Annotated in this window: 14 protein-coding genes; 4 read left to right on the top strand and 10 right to left on the bottom strand. The window is 68.8% G+C overall.

Translation table 11 applies throughout. From position 1 onward, the window contains the following. Positions 1 to 30 precede the first annotated feature (30 nt). Complete coding sequence (locus tag CG719_RS05780) at positions 31 to 879, bottom strand: helix-turn-helix domain-containing protein (RefSeq protein ID WP_199836528.1); 849 nt, start codon at positions 877 to 879, stop codon at positions 31 to 33. Between the two features lie 110 nt (positions 880 to 989). On the opposite strand from CG719_RS05780, the gene CG719_RS05775 reads away from it, so the two are divergent. Further along, the gene (locus CG719_RS05775) at positions 990 to 2,426 is read left to right on the top strand and encodes an amidase (protein WP_100567396.1); all 1,437 of its coding nucleotides are present in this window, start codon (positions 990 to 992) and stop codon (positions 2,424 to 2,426) included. A 163-nt stretch (positions 2,427 to 2,589) separates the two neighbouring features. Here the strand turns inward: CG719_RS05775 and fumC are convergent, their stop codons facing one another. Genes fumC through CG719_RS05760 form a run of 3 tightly spaced genes read right to left on the bottom strand, consistent with a single transcriptional unit; the run spans position 2,590 to position 6,588 of the window. Then, positions 2,590 to 4,020, bottom strand: coding sequence for a class II fumarate hydratase (gene fumC / locus CG719_RS05770; RefSeq protein WP_100567603.1), 1,431 nt, complete (start codon positions 4,018 to 4,020; stop codon positions 2,590 to 2,592). 29 nt (positions 4,021 to 4,049) lie between these two features. Continuing rightward, positions 4,050 to 5,705 carry an NAD-dependent malic enzyme gene (locus tag CG719_RS05765; protein ID WP_100567395.1) on the bottom strand — a complete coding sequence of 552 codons (1,656 nt, stop codon included), beginning with the start codon at positions 5,703 to 5,705 and terminating at the stop codon, positions 4,050 to 4,052. A gap of 19 nt (positions 5,706 to 5,724) precedes the next feature. Next, the gene (locus CG719_RS05760) at positions 5,725 to 6,588 is read right to left on the bottom strand and encodes an SDR family oxidoreductase (RefSeq protein WP_100567394.1); all 864 of its coding nucleotides are present in this window, start codon (positions 6,586 to 6,588) and stop codon (positions 5,725 to 5,727) included. A 538-nt stretch (positions 6,589 to 7,126) separates the two neighbouring features. Here CG719_RS05760 and CG719_RS05755 point away from each other — a divergent pair. After that, positions 7,127 to 7,969 (top strand): alpha/beta fold hydrolase, encoded by an 843-nt coding sequence (locus CG719_RS05755; RefSeq protein ID WP_100567393.1) that lies wholly within the window; start codon positions 7,127 to 7,129, stop codon positions 7,967 to 7,969. 228 nt (positions 7,970 to 8,197) lie between these two features. Then, positions 8,198 to 8,992 carry an alpha/beta fold hydrolase gene (locus tag CG719_RS05750; protein ID WP_234375443.1) on the top strand — a complete coding sequence of 265 codons (795 nt, stop codon included), beginning with the start codon at positions 8,198 to 8,200 and terminating at the stop codon, positions 8,990 to 8,992. Positions 8,993 to 9,130: 138 nt separating this feature from the next. Here the strand turns inward: CG719_RS05750 and CG719_RS05745 are convergent, their stop codons facing one another. Both CG719_RS05745 and CG719_RS05740 read right to left on the bottom strand, forming a co-directional pair. After that, positions 9,131 to 9,826 (bottom strand): alpha/beta hydrolase, encoded by a 696-nt coding sequence (locus CG719_RS05745; RefSeq protein ID WP_100567602.1) that lies wholly within the window; start codon positions 9,824 to 9,826, stop codon positions 9,131 to 9,133. A 301-nt stretch (positions 9,827 to 10,127) separates the two neighbouring features. Further along, complete coding sequence (locus tag CG719_RS05740; RefSeq protein ID WP_100567391.1) at positions 10,128 to 11,312, bottom strand: cellulose-binding domain-containing protein; 1,185 nt, start codon at positions 11,310 to 11,312, stop codon at positions 10,128 to 10,130. 235 nt (positions 11,313 to 11,547) lie between these two features. Between CG719_RS05740 and CG719_RS05735 the strand changes: the two genes are divergently transcribed. Continuing rightward, positions 11,548 to 12,138 (top strand): malonic semialdehyde reductase, encoded by a 591-nt coding sequence (locus CG719_RS05735; protein WP_100567390.1) that lies wholly within the window; start codon positions 11,548 to 11,550, stop codon positions 12,136 to 12,138. A 163-nt stretch (positions 12,139 to 12,301) separates the two neighbouring features. Here CG719_RS05735 and CG719_RS05730 read toward each other — a convergent pair whose 3' ends face one another. From CG719_RS05730 to CG719_RS05715, 4 genes are read right to left on the bottom strand one after another with little or no spacing between them, the layout of a single operon-like run. Further along, entirely contained in the window at positions 12,302 to 13,951 is a 1,650-nt protein-coding gene (locus CG719_RS05730; RefSeq protein WP_159024824.1) for an ABC transporter substrate-binding protein, read from the bottom strand. Between the two features lie 14 nt (positions 13,952 to 13,965). After that, positions 13,966 to 14,772, bottom strand: a complete 807-nt coding sequence (locus CG719_RS05725) for an ABC transporter ATP-binding protein (RefSeq protein WP_100567388.1) — start codon at positions 14,770 to 14,772, stop codon at positions 13,966 to 13,968. After that, a complete protein-coding gene (locus tag CG719_RS05720; RefSeq protein ID WP_100567387.1) occupies positions 14,769 to 15,791 on the bottom strand; it encodes an ABC transporter ATP-binding protein in 1,023 nt (340 codons plus the stop codon). The genes CG719_RS05725 and CG719_RS05720 overlap by 4 nt, the downstream gene beginning before the upstream one ends. Beyond that, positions 15,788 to 16,582: an ABC transporter permease gene (locus CG719_RS05715; RefSeq protein WP_234375442.1), complete on the bottom strand. Its 795-nt coding sequence runs from the start codon at positions 16,580 to 16,582 to the stop codon at positions 15,788 to 15,790. Before CG719_RS05715 ends, CG719_RS05720 begins: the two co-directional genes overlap by 4 nt. Between the last annotated feature and the right edge of the window lie 7 nt (positions 16,583 to 16,589).

Here is a 16,589-nt window from a genome sequence, read left to right as displayed (position 1 = left end):
TGCCGCAACTCCCTGGACACTGGTGCCGCGTCACGCCTTGGTGAGGTACGCGGGGGCGGCCCACGCCGTTCCGTCGACCGCGAGCCAGGGCGCAGCGGCGACGGCCGTGGGCGTCACCCCGGCGAAGGCCCTGACATCCCGATGGAGGTGCGACTGGTCCGCGTAGCCGGCCTCCGCGGCCACCTGCGCGGCGCTGCATCCCGTGGCGAGACGGTGGGCGGCATCGTCGAAACGGACGAGTTGCGCGGCGCGCTTCGGGTTGAGGCCGATCTGGGACCGGAATCGGGACCACAACCGTTTACGGCTCCATCCGGCCTCGGCTGCCAGCCGCTCGACCCGAACCCCTCCTCGGTGCGCCACGAGCTGCCCCCAGGCGAACGCGACCTCCGGGTCGACCCGTGGCCCCGCCTCGACCCGTCGGGCCAGCGTGGCCTCGGCGATCGCGAACCGCTCCGGCCACGACCCCGCGAGACGCAACCGCTCCTGGGTGCGCTCGGCCTCACGACCCCACAGGTCGCGCAGCGGGACGACCGTGCCGTCCAACTCCGCGGAGCCGCCCAGTGCGGCATGGGCCACCAGCGGCGACAGCCGCAGTTGCATGCACTCGATCCCGCGGCCGCGGCCGTGCACGCCGCTGGGCGCGAGCCCGACGACGACGCTCCCCTCGTGCCGCCCGCCGCCGTCTTCGACGGCGAGCGGACCGCCGCCCAGGTCGACCGCCACCGTGACGGCCGGGTAGGGCACCACGCTTAGATCGACGGGGTCTGCGGTACGGGCGCGGAAGCCGGCCATGCTGACTCCTGGCAGCAGAACGGGCCGCGTCGGGGTGGCGATGTCCCACACCGCCGCAGCGCCGGGAGCCGACTCAGCGGACCGCATACGGCCAGAGTACGCACAGGCTTCGCGACATTCGTCCAAGACCCCTGCCCGTGGCCGCGACGACACTGCCGATCCAGGCCAGTGCCCCGGACCCGAAAGGACCGCTGGAGATGACCTCTCCGATCGACCCCTTCACCACGGCCGTCGAACTCGCCGCGGCCGTCCGCCGCAAGGAGGTGAGCCCGGTCGAGGTGGCCGACTGCTACCTGCGCCGGATGGACGAGCTCGACCCCCGGCTGAACGCCTTCTGCCACCGGGCCGACGACGACGTCCGCAAAGCCGCGGCCGATGCGGCGGACGTGGTGGCACGGGCCGCCTCGCCCGACGATCTCCCGCCGTTCCACGGCGTCCCACTGCCGGTCAAGGACCTCCTCGATGTGGCGGGTTGGCCCACCACGTACGGCTCCGCCGGTGCCGACCGGACACCGGCCGCGGCGTCGGACCCGGTCGTGCGGCGGTTCGTGGACGCGGGGTTCGTGCTGCTCGGCAAGACCACCACCTCCGAGTTCGGGGCGCTGCCCTTCACCGAGAGCGAGGCCCTGGGCATCTCGCGCAACCCGTGGGACCCGGACCGCACGCCGGGCGGCTCTTCCAGCGGTGCGGGCGCCGCCGTCGCTGCCGGGATGGCGCCCATCGCGCACGCCGAGGACGGCGGCGGTTCGATACGCATCCCGGCCTCGTGCAACGGCCTTGTCGGCCTGAAACCCACCCGCGGTCTGGTCGCCCGTGCGACCGTCGCCGGGGAGGGCCTTGCCACCAGCGGCGTGATCACCCGCTCGGTCGCGGACACCGCGGCCGCCCTCGACGTGCTCGTGCGCCACGACCCGGCCGCATGGTGGTCGCCCCCCACCCCGCGCGAGTCCTTCGCCGCCGCGACGGCGGCGGACGCGCGGGCCGGACTGCGCATCGGGGTGCTCACCGACTCCCCCGTCGCGGGCATCGACGTGGACCCGGCCTGCACGGCGGCCGTGGACCTCACGCTGCGCACACTCGAATCGGCCGGCCACCGCATCGTCGACGCCCGCCTTCCGCTGCCCTCGACGGACGAGTTCGTCGGGGCGTTCACGACGCTGTGGAACGTAGGCGGCGCGGGGATCCCGCTCCCGGATCCGCACCGTATCGAGCCCCACAACCGCGCCCTGCGTGACGCGGCACGATCGACCGACTCCTGGGCCTACGCGGAAGCGGTGACGAAGACTCAGCAGTTGTCGCGGCGCGTCGTAGAAGGCTTCATCGCCGGCTTCGACCTCCTGATCACGCCCACGATGGCTTGCCTCCCGCCACCGATCGGCGCCTGGCGGGCGGGCACGGAGGACGATCCGCCGGGGGCCCTGCGGAACAGCTACCCGATGGGGGTGTTCACCTCGCTGTTCAACGTGACCGGCCAACCGGCGATCTCCCTGCCCGTCCACCACGACCTCGCCACCGGACTCCCCGTCGGCGTCCAGATCGTCGCCGCACCCTGGCGGGAGGACCTCCTGCTCCAGGTGGGCCATCTGCTCGAACAGGCACTCCTGTGGAACGATCGCCACCCGCCCCTCAGCTGACCGAATGAGACCGCAGCCGCCCCTTGCCGTGCTGCAGGGCGGACGGCAAAGGCAGCTCCGTCGCCCGTCGAAGGCCGACGGAGTTGCCGGTCCCGCCCGTCCGTCCGAGTCCCATCGCCGGCACGAGCCGGGCCTGCGGCTGTACTGTGTCCGCGGTCGCAGGTCAGGCACCTGATACGCCGTCACCGACCATGGAGAGTGGATCGACAACGGCGTCGAACGTTTTTTCGTCGACGTGGCCGCTTGCCAGGGCGGCCTCTTTCAGGGTCTGACTGTTGGCGAGCGCGGACTCGGCGATGTGTGCAGCGTTCTGGTAGCCGATGACGGGGCTCAGCGCAGTGACCAGCATGAGGCTCTCGTTCACGTATTGCGCGATTTTCGCTCGGTTCAGCTCGGTGCCATCGACGGAGAACGTCCGGAACTTCTCCATCCCGTCGGCAAGGATGCGCGCGGAGTGCAGGAAGTTGTTGATGATCAACGGGCGCATCGCGTTCAGTTCGAAGTTGCCCTGACTTCCGGCGAACGCCACCGCGGAGTCGTTGCCGAGCACCTGGATCGCGATCATGACGATGGCTTCGCACTGGGTCGGGTTGACTTTGCCGGGCATGATCGAGGAGCCCGGTTCGTTCTGGGGAAGCAGTAGCTCGGCGAAGCCTGTGCGGGGGCCTGATGCCAGCCATCGCATGTCGTTGGCGATCTTCATCACGGCAACGGCCAGTCCACGCAGTGCTCCGTGTGCGCGCACCATGGGGTCCAGTGACCCCTGCGCCATGAACTTGTTCTCGGCGGTGACGAACGGCTTGCCGGTCAGTTCGGCGATCCGCGCCGCGACGTCACGGCTGAAGTTCTTCGGCGCGTTCAGCCCTGTTCCGACGGCGGTACCGCCCAGGGCCAGTTCGAGTAGCCCCTTGCGGCTGTGCTCGACCTCATCGATGCAGGCGCGCACTTGGGCGCCGTAGCCCGACCACTCCTGTCCCACGGTCAGTGGCACGGCGTCTTCGAGGTGCGTGCGGCCGATCTTCACGACCGTGTTCCACTCCCCGGCCTTCGCCTCAAGGACCGCGGCAAGGTCTCGGGCCTGAGGGAGGAGACGGTCATCGATTTCCTGCACCGCGGCGATGTGCATCGCGGACGGGAAGCTGTCGTTGCTGGACTGCCCCATGTTGACGTCGTCGTTCGGGCCCACCGGCTTCTGGCTCCCGAGCGTGCCGCCGAGCAACTGCGACGCACGGTTGGAGATGACTTCGTTGACGTTCATGTTGCTCTGGGTGCCCGAGCCCGTCTGCCAGACGAAGAGGGGAAAGTGCTCGTCGAGCTCCCCCTCGATGACTTCCTCCGCGGCCCGCACGATGGCCTGTTTCTTCCAGTCGGGCAGCCGGTCGGCGGCGGCGTTCACAAGCGCTGCCGCCTTCTTCACGTAGCCGTAGGCGTGGTAGACCTCCTTGGGCATCCGGTCGCCACCGATGGAGAAGTGGATCAGCGACCGTTGTGTCTGCGCTCCCCAGTAGCGGTCTGCCGGCACCTCGACCGTGCCCATGCTGTCGAACTCTTCGCGCTGTCCGTCGGCCTGGATCCCGATCGGCACTTCCCGCATCTCGGGGACCGACTGTTCGCCGCCCCGGCTCACTTCGCGTGCTCCGCATCGCTCATGGGATAGACCGGCTGCCACATCGCGTCCTGCACCGCTTGAACGAGGTTTTCGTGCGTCTTCGTCGCGACACCGTCCCGTGCCGCGGCGCGGGCGACGGAGACGGCGACTGTGGCCGAGGACGCCCTCAGGTTCGCGACCGGCGGCAGGAGCGAGGCCCCCGGCCGGGACACATCGACCTGGCCGGCCACGGCTTCGGCAGCGGCGAGCAGCATGCCGTCCGTCACGTGCCGGGCACCCGAAACGATCGTGCCGAGGCCGAGTCCGGGGTAGAGGAGCGCGTTGTTGGCCTGTCCGATCTCGTACGAGACGCCGCTGTACTCCACCGGTCCGACCGGAATGCCGACGGCCATCAGTGCTCTGCCCTCCGACCAGATCATCGCGTCGGAAGGCATGACCTCGATGCGACTCGTCGGATTGGACAGCGGCAGGAGGATCGGGCGGTCCACTCCCCCGGCCAGCGCGCGCACGATGTCCTCGGTGAAGGCGTTGTGGACGGTCGACGTGCCGATGAGGATGGTGGGTTCGACATGCTTGATGGTGGTCGACAGGTCGATCTCACCGTCCGCCCACGCGCTCACCTCGGACTTCGGCCTTGCGTACGCCTGCTGATAGTCAGGCAGACCGGCCATGTCGTCGGTCACGAGGCCGTGGACGTCGATGAGCCAGATGTCGCTCTTGGCCTGTGCGGGTGTGGCACCGTCACGCACCATCGCCGCGTGGATCTGGTCGGCCATGCCGGTACCGGCGGTTCCCGCGCCGAAGACCACCAGTCGCTGCTCGGTCCAGCGCTTCCCGGTGACCTTCAGGGCAGAGAACACCGACGCCATGACGATCGCCCCGGTGCCCTGCATGTCGTCATTGAAGATCCGGTATTTGTCCGCGTTCTCCACCAGGATCCGCCGGGCGTTCGACGGCCCGAAGTCCTCGAAGTGCAGCAGCGCGTTCGGGAACAACTCGGACACGGTCCGGAGATAGAGGGCGATGAAGTCGTCGTACCGCTCACCCGTCACCCGTGTATGCCGATTGCCCAGGTAGGGCGGGCTGTTGAGCAACTGCTCGTTGTCTGTCCCGACATCGAGGTTCACCGCGATGACCCGGTTCGGATCGATTCCGGCTGCGGCCGTGTAAACAGCGAGCTTTCCGATGGAAATGTCCGTCCCGTTGACGCCCCAGTCCCCGATTCCCAAAATCTCCTGAGCATCCGAGACAACGATCAGGTCGACGTCGTCCGCACTAAGGGCGAGCGACTCGAATGAGGCTTTCACGTCCTGGGGACGGTCGATCGACAGGTACACCGCGCGTGAGTCGCGGTAGTCCACGGACCATTGCTGGATCGCGTCACCCACGGTCGGGTCGTACACGACAGGCAGCAGCTCGTCGAGGTGGTCGGCCAGCAGTTTGAAGTACAGGATCTGGTTCCGGTCGTGAATCTCATTGAGGTAGATGTACTTTTGCAGATCGGACGATTTCTGCATGAGCTGTCCGTAGGCCCGGTCGGCCTGGTCCTCGAGGGTCTCGACGGCCGCCGGCAGCCGCCCGGTGATCCCGAGCCTGGCCCGCTCCTCCAGTGTGTAAGCGGTGCCGCGGTTTCGGTAACGGTCCTGCAGGACAGTCGGTTTGACAGGCATGGATGCTCCCTCAAGGGGATCAGGTCGAGACGAGAGTCTCGGGCTGCATCTCGTAGGAGTGCTGAATGGCCTGATGCCGCGTCCCGAGCCCATCCGTGACCTTGCGCTCCCAGGGGACCTGCTGGAGGTGCTTGGTCTCTTCGATCATCGACGCGGGCTCCAGATTGCGAAAACGGTCGACCTCGCCGGCAGCGACAGCGGTCAACGTCGCATAGACCGCTTCAGGATCGAACTGCGCTCGGGGGAAGGCGAGCCTGGAGTAGTCGAAGAGCCGCTGCGAGGGGTCGTCCTCCCAGCTCTCCCAGGTCTGGAACATGCGGTCGTTGAAGCCGGTCAGGAACGGCCCCGGGTTGACCGTCGCGACCTCGACGTTGTGCTCCTGCAACTCGTAGGCCATGGTTTCGGCGATCGCCTCGACCGCATGCTTGGAAGCGGAGTAGATGCCGGTGAACGGGTTGACGTTCAGGCCCTCTCGAGACGAGACCCAGACGATTCTGCCGGCGCCGCGCTCGACCATCTGCTTGGCGATCCCCTGAGTGAGGAGCAGCGGGCCGGTGACGTTGACCTCGAACTGGTGCCGGATGTTCGATGCGGGAATGTCGACCGTGGAGCCGCCTTCTCCGACTCCTGCGTTGTTCACCAGGATCTCCACACCCCAGTTGAGAGCCTTGCGACGATCGCCGTCGTTGGTGACATCAAGCTTCTCGACCTGCAGGCTCAACCCTCGCTCAGCCGCTTGCCGCTTCATCGTCTGCACCTGGGCATAGATCTCAACCGCGGCAATCACGTCGAAGCCCTTTTCGGCCAAGCGCATGGCGGCTTCATGACCGAAGCCGGTACCTGCTCCGGTGATGAGCACCTTCTTCAGCTCACGATTCGCCATGTGGATCTTCCCTTCGATCCCTTCTTTCCAACCATCGAACTTTCCAACCATCGAACCCGGAGCGCCAGATTCATTTCACGGGTAGTCGGCCGAGGCACGCCACAGAAAGCCGCCTTTGCGGAAATAAGTTCCCTTCGCGGCAGCAGACTGGCCGCTGAAGTCGAGCCACCTGGAGACTGCGCTCCGCTCTCGATGCCACGGTGCCACACACTCCGCCGACCCGCGATCCGACCACGACCTGGCCGGACTCGCATTCCAGCCCGGAAAATCGATACACGAGGCGGGCGCCGCTTGCCGATTCCGAATCATCCAGCACGGCGTCGGATGCGCGACAAGCAGAGACACGCGAAGATGTTGATCCGCGGCATACGGCGGAAAGGGGACCATCGCGACTTCCGCGTCGGAGACCCCCTCCCGGTTCGCGTCGCCGACCTCACACGGCAATCGCGGCGATGGCCGACGCCTTCCGCACGATCCTCACCGTTCTCAGTCTCCGAACAGGCCACACGCACCTTGCACGCCGAGGAAGTGGAAGCACATGACCGTCTCCGGAATCCTGACATCGGGCAAGGGCAGACTGGCCCTTGGCGTCGCGGTCCTCTCCGCCCTGACCGTGATGCCGACCGGCTCCGCACACGATCTCGGCGGGGCCCCGACGGGCCAGAAGCCAACCGTGGTGCTGGTACACGGAGCATTCGCCGACGGGTCCAGCTGGAACGCGGTGGCGCAGCGCCTGCAGCAGGACGGCTACCAGGTCATCGCCCCGCCCAACACGCTGCGCGGCATACCCCAGGACTCGACATACCTGAACAGCCTCCTGAAGACCGTCAAAGGGCCAATCGTCCTCGTCGGACACTCCTATGCCGGCGAAGTGATCTCACAGGCGGCCGCCGGCGTCGACAACGTCAAGGCACTCGTGTACGTCAACGCGATCATGCCGGACAAGGGAGAGTCCTTCGCCGGCCTCTCCGGCAAGTTCCCGGCAGCCCCGATCAGCAAGGCCTTCAAGCAGGTCCCGTTCCGCAACGGCGACGGCACCACGGGCACAGACGTGTACATCCAGCCCGCCAAACTCCACGCCACCTTCGCCCAGGACCTCTCCCAGCAGCAGGCGTCCGTCATGGCCTCGACACAGCGCCCGATCGCACTGTCGGCCTTCACGGACAAGCTCACCGAAGCGGCCTGGCGTGACAAGCCCGTCTACGTGCTCATCGGCAGACAGGACCGGGCCATCAACCCCAGCCTCGAGCGGTACGAGGCCAAGCGCGCACACGCACGCAAGACGGTGGAGATCGATTCCTCACACGTGTCCCTGATCTCCCACCCCCAAGCCGTCACCGATCTCATCCTCAGCGCGGCCCGCGGCGCCGGCCACCAGTAGACGCACAGGCACGACCTCGCACAGCCGCGGGTTGCGGTTGCAGCCACGGCTCCGAAACAACGGGACGTCACTCCAATACCGCGCCGAAGTCCCCCGTTTGGATGCCATCGCCTGGCCCGTTCGGTCTACCGCGTGAACGCTGAGATGCCGTAGGCCCCTATCGAGAGCGAGGTCAACATGAGAGTGCCGGCGATACGCGGCTCACTGCTCCGAAGCAGAGCGCTGCACGTGGCGACGGCAGGGTGCGCGGTCACCGCCGTGTCCGCGCTGACCACAGTCCCGATGGCAGCGAACGGCGGTGCGAACGCCGACAAGCCGACCGTCGTCCTGATCCACGGCGCCTTCGCGGACAGCTCCAGCTGGAACGGGGTGATCGAGCGGCTGCAGCGCCGCGGTTACACCGTGATGGCCCCGGCGAACCCGCTGCGCGGCCTGTACAGCGATTCCGCGTACATCGCCTCCTTCCTGAAGACGATCAAAGGCCCGATCGTCCTGGCCGGTCACTCCTACGGCGGTGCCGTCATCAGTACGGCCGCAGCGGGAAACCCCCAGGTGAAATCCCTGATCTACATCAACGCCCTGATGCCCGACGTCGGTGAGAGCGGTATGTCGCTGTCCGCCCGCTTCCCCAGCGCCCTGGGCACCGCCACGATCTCCGTGCCGTATCGGAAGGCCGGCGCCAGCGGCACCGACCTGTACCTCAAGCGGGACAAGGTCCACTCGGTCTTCGCCAACTGCCTGCCGGAGAGCCAGGCGAACCTGCTGGGTGTCACGCAGCGCCCGGCGGCCACGACCGCGTTCTCCGAGACCGCCAAGGTGGCGGCCTGGAAGGAGATTCCGTCCTGGGCCCTGGTGGGACGGCAGGACATGACCGTCAGCCCCCAGCAGGAGCGCTTCGAGGCCAAACGGGCCCACTCCCACACGCAGGAGATCGACTCCTGCCACGTGTCCCTCATCGCCCGCCCTGACGCCGTGGCCGACCTGATCCTCCAGGGCGCCACCGCGGCTGCGGGCGGCTCCTGACATCGACGCAGCCGCCGAGCAGCCGGCCGCTGGCGGCTTCGCCGTCACCGACGAGCTGCTCGCCGGCTCTCTCCGCGTTCCACCATGACGGCCTCCTGGCCGCTCGTGTCGGCCGGTCCGGATCGTCCGCGGCTGCCGTCACAGGCTCAGCAGCAGGTCCCGGACCGCGGCGGGCTGGGACAGGAAAGGGTGGTGGCCGGCGTCGAGCTCGACGACGCTGCCGGCCCGGCGGGCGAACTCGCGCTGCAGCCGCGGCCGGGTGCCCCGGTCCTGAGCGCAGACGAGGTACGTCGAGGGCAACTGCTGCCATGCGGACGCCCCGACCGGCTGCCAGGTCACCCGCACGCTCTGCCGGGCGACGTGGTCCGCCGCCTGCGCCTGCACCTCGGCGTCGCAGTCCTGCAGGAACGTGTCCACGAGCAGCTCAGGGCGGACCCAGAACGTACCGGCGTCGGGGTCGACGTCGAGGAACGGGGCGGGTCTGCCGTCCCCGAACTCCGACAGGCTCTGCCCGACCTCGGGCAGGTAGCTGGAGACCAGCAGCAGGTGGCGCACCGACCCGATTCCCGCAGCGGCTTCCGCGGTGACGACACCGCCGTAGCTGTGGGCGACCACGACGGTCGGCTCGTCACCGGCCTGCAGCACCTGCCGCACCGCGGCAACATCCTCGGGCAGCCCCGGACCGCCGGCGCCGCCGGGCAGGCCCGCCTCGCCGCAGCTCGGCAGCGCCGGGGCCACGCTCGGCACCCCCCGCTCCTGGAGCAGTTCGGCGGCGCGGTGCCACCACCACGCCCCGTCCCGCACGCACGCCCCGTGTACGAACACGACTCTCATCGCCACCTCCACGTCGGCCACTCCCGGGAAGAACAGACCTGCGATCACAGGCTGCCACCGGCGTCGGGGACGGTGGCGCACGTCGTCGCGGGGGTGCACGTGCCGCACAGGTTTCAGTCCTGCGCGCGGAGCCTCGTACAAGCTGATCTCGACCGGCCTGCTCACCGGACGGCAGCTCTGGGCCGTTCCCGTGGGTGCGACGCCGCGGTGATCGGGCCTCCCCGTGCGAGGTGCTGACGGCGTGCCGGGGCGGAAGGGGTTCCGGCCGGCGCGCCGTCCGCGCTGGTGGTTTCGCGGGCCGTCAGCAGGCGATGGGGGCGGAGCCGACGGCCACGTCGTCGAACCAGATCGTGTCGTCGCCCGTCCCGTAGCTCTCCCAGCCCAGGCGCAGGGCTGTGGGCCGGGGCGGGGTGGTGCGGGCAAGCCACTGCTGGTCGATGTCCTGGGTGGGGACGCCGTCCGCGTGCAGGCCCGGGATCTGTTCGTCGCCGAGCCAGGTGTCGAGCTTGGGCGCCGTCGTGTCGATCGCGAAGCGCAGGCACTGCCAACTCCCGGTCGGCAGCGGCCTGCTCTGTGCCACGCCCGCCGGGCTCTGCGCGGGCAGGGTGGCGTCGTCGGTCTCCCGGTTCCACTGGAGGGCGCCGTTCTGGCCGCCGACGCGCAGCGCCCGGCCGCCCTGGGAGCTGTCGGGCATGGAGACGAAGGTGACATGGGCCGCGGGGAGCGCGGTGGTGTGCCGCACCCACATGCGCACATACATGACCGGCCCCACCGACGACAGGTTCGCGGTGGAGGCGACGAAGGCGTGGTTGCAGTAACCGGCCCTGCCGTCGATCCGCAGCGACCTACTGCCGCTGTGCGCGACCGAGGTGTCGACGGTCGCGGTTCCGGTGCCCTGGCAGTCGGACGCGGTGAACTGCCAGGCGCCGGAGGGAGTGGTGCCGGTCTGGTCCTCGAAGCCCGAGCAGACCACGGCGCTGCCGCAGCCGGTGGAGGGCGGCGGGGTCGTGGGCGGCGGGGTGCTCGGCGGTGGTGTGGTCGGCGGCGGGGTGGTGCCGGTTTTGCCGCAGGCCACACCGTTGAGGGCGAAGTCGGTCGGGGCGGGGTTGGCCGAGCTCCAGGTGCCCTGGACACCGAACTCGGCGGAGCCGCCGGTGGCCAGCGAGCCGTTCCAGTCCGCGTTGACGGCGACGACGGAGGCGCCGGTCTGGGTGACGGTCGCGTTCCATGCCGATGTCACCCGCTGACCGTCGGCATGGGTCCAGGTCAGACGCCAGCCGTTGACCGCCGGGCCGAGATTGGTGACCTTGACCTGGGCCGTGTAGCCGCCGGCCCACTGGTTCACGGTGTAGTCGACGCGGCAGCCGGCCTCCGCGGCGCTGGTGGGTGTCGCGATGAATCCGGACACCAGCAGGGCGACGGCCCCGGCAGCCGCGAGGGCCGCCGTCAAGGGCCGGCGCAGTAATCGCAAGGGGGAGGTGCGCACGTATGCCTCCGAGGGAAGGATGTGCGAGATATGGGAGCGCTCCCATTCATGACAGCGACCGGGGGCGCACCCTGTCAATGCATGGGACGGCCAAGCCCGGCCGCGACCCACCGCCACTCTGTGAAGCTGATCACCGCCGACCCGGTTTTGATTGAAGCTTGAACTTTTAAGGCATAGTGTCGGTGCCGCAAGTCGATCCCCCGGGATCCACCACCCATTGTGAGGAAGTCCCCCCATGTCGCTCGCTCTTGACCCCGCCGCCCAGGACCTTCTCTTCCGTGAGGCCCGCACCGCGAACACCTTCACCGACGAACCGGTGTCCGAGGAGCAGGTCCAGGCGATCTACGACCTGGTCAAGTACGGCCCGACGTCCATGAACCAGTCGCCGCTGCGCATCACCCTGGTCCGCTCCGCCGAGGCCCGTGAGCGTCTCGTCCAGCACATGGCGGAGGGCAACCAGGCGAAGACCGCCACCGCCCCCCTGGTCGCGATCCTCTCCGCGGACAACGAGTTCCACGAGGAACTGCCCCACCTCTTCCCGCACTTCCCCCAGGCCAAGGACGCCTTCTTCGGCGACCGCGGGGTGCGGGAGGGCCAGGCTTCCCTCAACGCCGCCCTCCAGGCCGCGTACTTCATCATCGGCGTCCGGGCCGCGGGCCTCGCCGCCGGTCCGATGACCGGCCTGGACTTCGAGGGCGTCCGCAAGGAGTTCCTGGACGACGACCACACCCCGCTGATGGTCGTCAACATCGGCAAGCCGGGCGAGGACGCCTGGTACCCGCGCTCCCCGCGTCTGGAGTTCGACCAGGTCGTCACCACGGTCTGAGCCGGCTCGGCGACGGGGATCCGGACATCGCGGCGCGGAAGCCCGCGCCGCGAACAGGACCCCGCCATCGCAAAGTGCCCATGCCTTCGGACAGGGCCGGCCCGGACCTGTGGTCCGGGCCGGCCCTGGCGACCACGCAGAAGCCCTGCCCCGTCCGCAAGGACTACTTGCCGGTTCCGCCGAGGTGAGCCGCCCATGGGTAGTAGACGTAGTCGAATGCTGCCGGCGCCCCGGTGATCCTGCTTCCGAGCCATACGTCGTTCGTCAGCTGGATGCCGGAGAACATCGGATCCATCTCGTCGTGCAGCTTCCGCTCCATCCGCAGCACCAGCTTGGAGCGGGCGCTGTCGTCCTTCGTGCCGATCGCCTCGGCGTAGAGCCCGTCGATGCCGCTGTAGCCGGACTGGTTGAAGGTGCCGCCGGTCACCGCGGTGAGGCCCAGCCAGTCGAGCGGGTTCGGGATGTTCGGCCAGAACTGCGTGTATAGCAGGTCGGTGTTGCCACGTGTCGCCGGGTCGTACAGGTAGTTCGAGTAGCCGGTCGCGGGAACGACGTCGAGCTTGAAGTTCAAGCCGATCTTGTCGGCCGCGTCCTTGACCCCGAGGCCAAGCTGCTGCGTCTCCGCCTGCTGCGGAACCACGAGGCTGATCTGCTTCGATTTCACGTCGGCCGGAACGCCGGCGAGCAGCTTCTTCGCCTCGTCGATCCGCGCGGAGCCATCGGTCCCGACCGAGTCGGCGTACGAGGTCAGATCGTCCTTGGCGAAGCCGTACACGGCCGGCACGGTCTGCAGCGAAGCAGGGGCCCCCTCACCGGCGTACACCTGGCTGCCGATGCCCTTCCAGTCGATGGCCATCCGGAGCGCCCTGCGCACGTCGGCGTTGCCCAGCGCACCCTTGTGGTTCGCGACCACGAGCGTGACGGCCAGGGGCGCGGCGCCCGAGTAGAGCTTGCCCGCAGACGACGCCCTCAGTTGTGCCAGCCCGGCGGTCGGCGGACCGTACGTTCCGTCGATCTGGCCCGAGAGCAGGCCGGAGGTGATCGCGGAGTCGTCGGTCAGGAAGGTGAAGTCGATGTTCTTCACCTTCAGGGGCAGCGACTTGTTCCAGTAGCCGTCGTAGCGGCTCACGCCGACCGACTGGCCCCGCGTCCACTTGTCGAACCTGTAGGGGCCGGTGCACATCACACCGACGCCCGGTGTACCGGCCTTCTTGCCGTTCTGCTCGTAGAACTTCTTCTCGACGACGACACCGGCGAAGCTCGCCAGCTCGTCGTTGAAGAGGTAGTCGGGCTTCTTGAGCCTGACGGTGACTTCGCCGGCGCCCGTCTTCGTGATCGAGGCGACGTTCGAGTACAGGTAGCCGTAGAAGCTCGACTTGTCCGTCATGTTGTGCCGCATGCTCCACACGACGTCGTCGGCGGTCATCGGCGAGCCGTCCCAGAAGGTGACGTCGCCGCGCAGCTTGTAGACCCAGGTCGTCGGGTCGGGGTTCGCGTACGACGTGGCCAGATTGGGCTTGATCCGGAAGTCGGGTGTCTGGGCGAGCAGGGTCTCGCACATGTTCGAGTTGATCATGTTCGGCGTGTAGTCGGCCGACTGGAAGGGGTCGATGGTCTGAGGCTCGCCCTGGAAGACGTTCCAGGTGATCCTGTCGACCGAGCCGGAACCCGCGGGCGTGAACGTCGTCAGCGCGTCGGAGGACCCGGCCGCTCCGGTGCCGGTGCTGCCTCCGGAGCAGCCGGCCAGCACGAGGGTGGCTGCTGCGGCGACGGCGAGCGCGGTCGCCCGTCTGCGTGGGCGGGGTGAATACATCGCGGTGCTCCTGGTCAGTGTCGGGCTGTGACGGCTTCGGGGTCCCATCCGCTGCGGGGGACGCTGTCGCGCAACAGGCGCGTGTAGGGGTCTTGAGGGTTGTCGAGCACGGCGGCGGTGGGTCCTTGCTCGACGACGGCGCCGTGACGCATGACGATCGTGTCGTCGGTCACCTGGCGGATGACGGCGAGATCGTGGCTGATGAACAGGTAGCTCACGCCGCGTTCCTGCCGGATGTCCGAGAGCAGGTTGAGGATCTGTGCCTGGATGGAAACGTCCAGGGCCGACACGGCCTCGTCGAGGATGAGGACGTCCGGATCGGCGGCGAGCGCGCGAGCGATGGCGACGCGCTGGCGCTGCCCTCCCGAGAGCGACCTCGGCAGTGCCGCGAGCTGCCGGTCGTCGAGCCCGACGAGCTCGGCGAGTTCACTCACGCGCTTCCTGGTCTCGTCGCGGCCGAGCCGGAAATGAACGCCGACGACCTCCGCGAGGCAGTCGCCGACGCGCTGACGGCGGTCGAGTGAGGTGTAGGGGTCCTGGAAGACGATCTGGATGTCCCGGCCCCGCTCACGGCGGCTCCGTGCGGAGCGCGCCGGGTGCGTGCGGTCCTCGCCCCGGAACATGATGCGACCGCCGGAGGGACGCTCCAGGCCGATGATCATCCGCGCCGTGGTCGTCTTGCCGGAGCCGGATTCGCCGACGATGCCGAGGGCTCCGCCCGGGGCCAGGGCGAAGCTCACGTCGGCGACCGCCGTCGCCTCGGCACACCCGCGTCCGAACGTCTTGGTCAGGTGCTCGACCACGAGCAGCGGTTCCGTCATCGCTGGACCTCCTCGTTCGAAGGGGAGTCGACGTGCTGCTGCGGCACCATCTCGCCGCGCAGGCCGGGCATCCGGACGCACCGGGTCTGCGACGGACCGATCTGCAGCAGGGGCGGCACTCCCGCCCGGCACCGCTCCTGCGCGAAGCGACAGCGCGGCGCGAACGCACAGCCGTCCGGCGCCTCGTAGGCGGTGGTCGGATGACCGCTGATCGCGGGCAGCCGCTCGACGCGCCGGCCGATCTCGGGTCGTGCCCTTACCAGTGCGGCGGTGTAGGGGTGGAGCGGGTCCTGGTGCAACCGCACCGACGCCTGGCGCTCCATGACCTGGCCTGCGTACAGCACGATCGTCTCGTCGCACACGGCACCGGCGAGTTCCAGGTCGTGGGTGATGAAGAGCATCGCCATGCCGTACTCGCGCTGCATGCGCCGGAGAATCGCCATCACCTCCGCCTGGGTGGTGACATCGAGCGCGGTCGTCGGTTCGTCGGCGAGGACGAGCCGAGGCCGCGCGGCGACCGCGGCCGCGATCATCACCCGTTGCAGCAGGCCGCCGGAGAGCTCGTGGGGGAACTGCCGCAGCCGGCGCTCCGGGTCCCCGATCCCGACCTCGGCGAGCAGTTCCTGTGCGCGCTTGCGCGCAGCGGGCTTGGGCATCCGGTCGTTGGTGCGCATCGCCTCGGTGAGGAAGTCGCCGATCGTGCGTACGGGGTTCGTGTGGGCCCGGGCGTCCTGGAAGATCATCGCGACGTCCTTCGCCCGGTAGGACCGCAGGGCGTCGGTGCGGAGGTCGAACACCTCGGCGCCGTCGAAGCGGACACCGCCCCGGACGTCGGCGCCGTCGGGGAGCAGGCGTGCGATGGTGCGTACCGTCATGGACTTGCCCGAACCGGACTCGCCGACCAGGCCGAGCGTGCTGCCTCGGTCGAGTGAGAACGAGACATCGCGCAGCACGGTGCGCGACTCGTCCGCGACGGGCAGCCGGACCGTCAGCCCGTCGACTTCGAGAAGTGCCTTCACGAGCGTGCCTCCCAGCGCTCCGTGAGCCGGTCGCCGAGCGTGTTCACGGCGCCGACGGTGATGACGACGAGGACGCCGGCGAACAGCGCCTCCTGCGGGTGCTGTTGCAGCACACCGGCCATGCCGGTGCCGACCATCGCGCCCCAGTCCGACGTCGGCGGCTGCACCCCGAGGCCGATGAACGAGAGGCCGGCGAGGTCCATCAGGGCGAAACCGAAGGCGAGTGTGGCGTTGGCGACGATCAGCCCGCCCACGTTGGGCAGGATGTGCCGCAACGCGATCCGCGATCCGTGCACGCCCTGAACCCGCAGTGCCGCGATGTAGGGCAGTGAGCGCTCGCGCAGCGCCGCGCTCCGCACGATCCGTGCGATGTAGGGGATGTAGGCGATGGACAGCGCCACAACGGCGGCCTTCAGGCCGGATCCGAATAGGGCGGTCGCCAGGATCGCCAGCAGCAGACCGGGGAAGGCGAACACGGCGTCGACGACGCGCACCACCATCTGGTCGAACCAACCGCCGAACCACACGGCCGCGAGCGCGAGGACCGTGCCGAGGAGCGTCGAGATCACCACGACGAGGAACGGCCCGATCAGCGCGGTCCGGGAGCCGTGGACGAGGCGCGAGAGAAGGTCCCGCCCGCTTGCGTCGGTTCCCAGCAGGTGCGCGCCGCTCGAGCCCTGGTACGCACCGGAGAGGTTGACGGCGTTCGGGTCCTGCGGTGCGAGGAGGGGCGCGAGGACGGCGAAGCAGACGACGACTCCGAGGAGGGCGATCGCCACCCACCCGGACATGCCGATG

The sequence above is a fragment of the Streptomyces sp. CB01373 genome (assembly GCF_002803075.1).
GTDB lineage: Bacteria > Actinomycetota > Actinomycetes > Streptomycetales > Streptomycetaceae > Streptomyces.
Note: the sequence above shows the minus strand (reverse complement) of the source record. Positions and strands in the feature narration are given on the sequence as shown.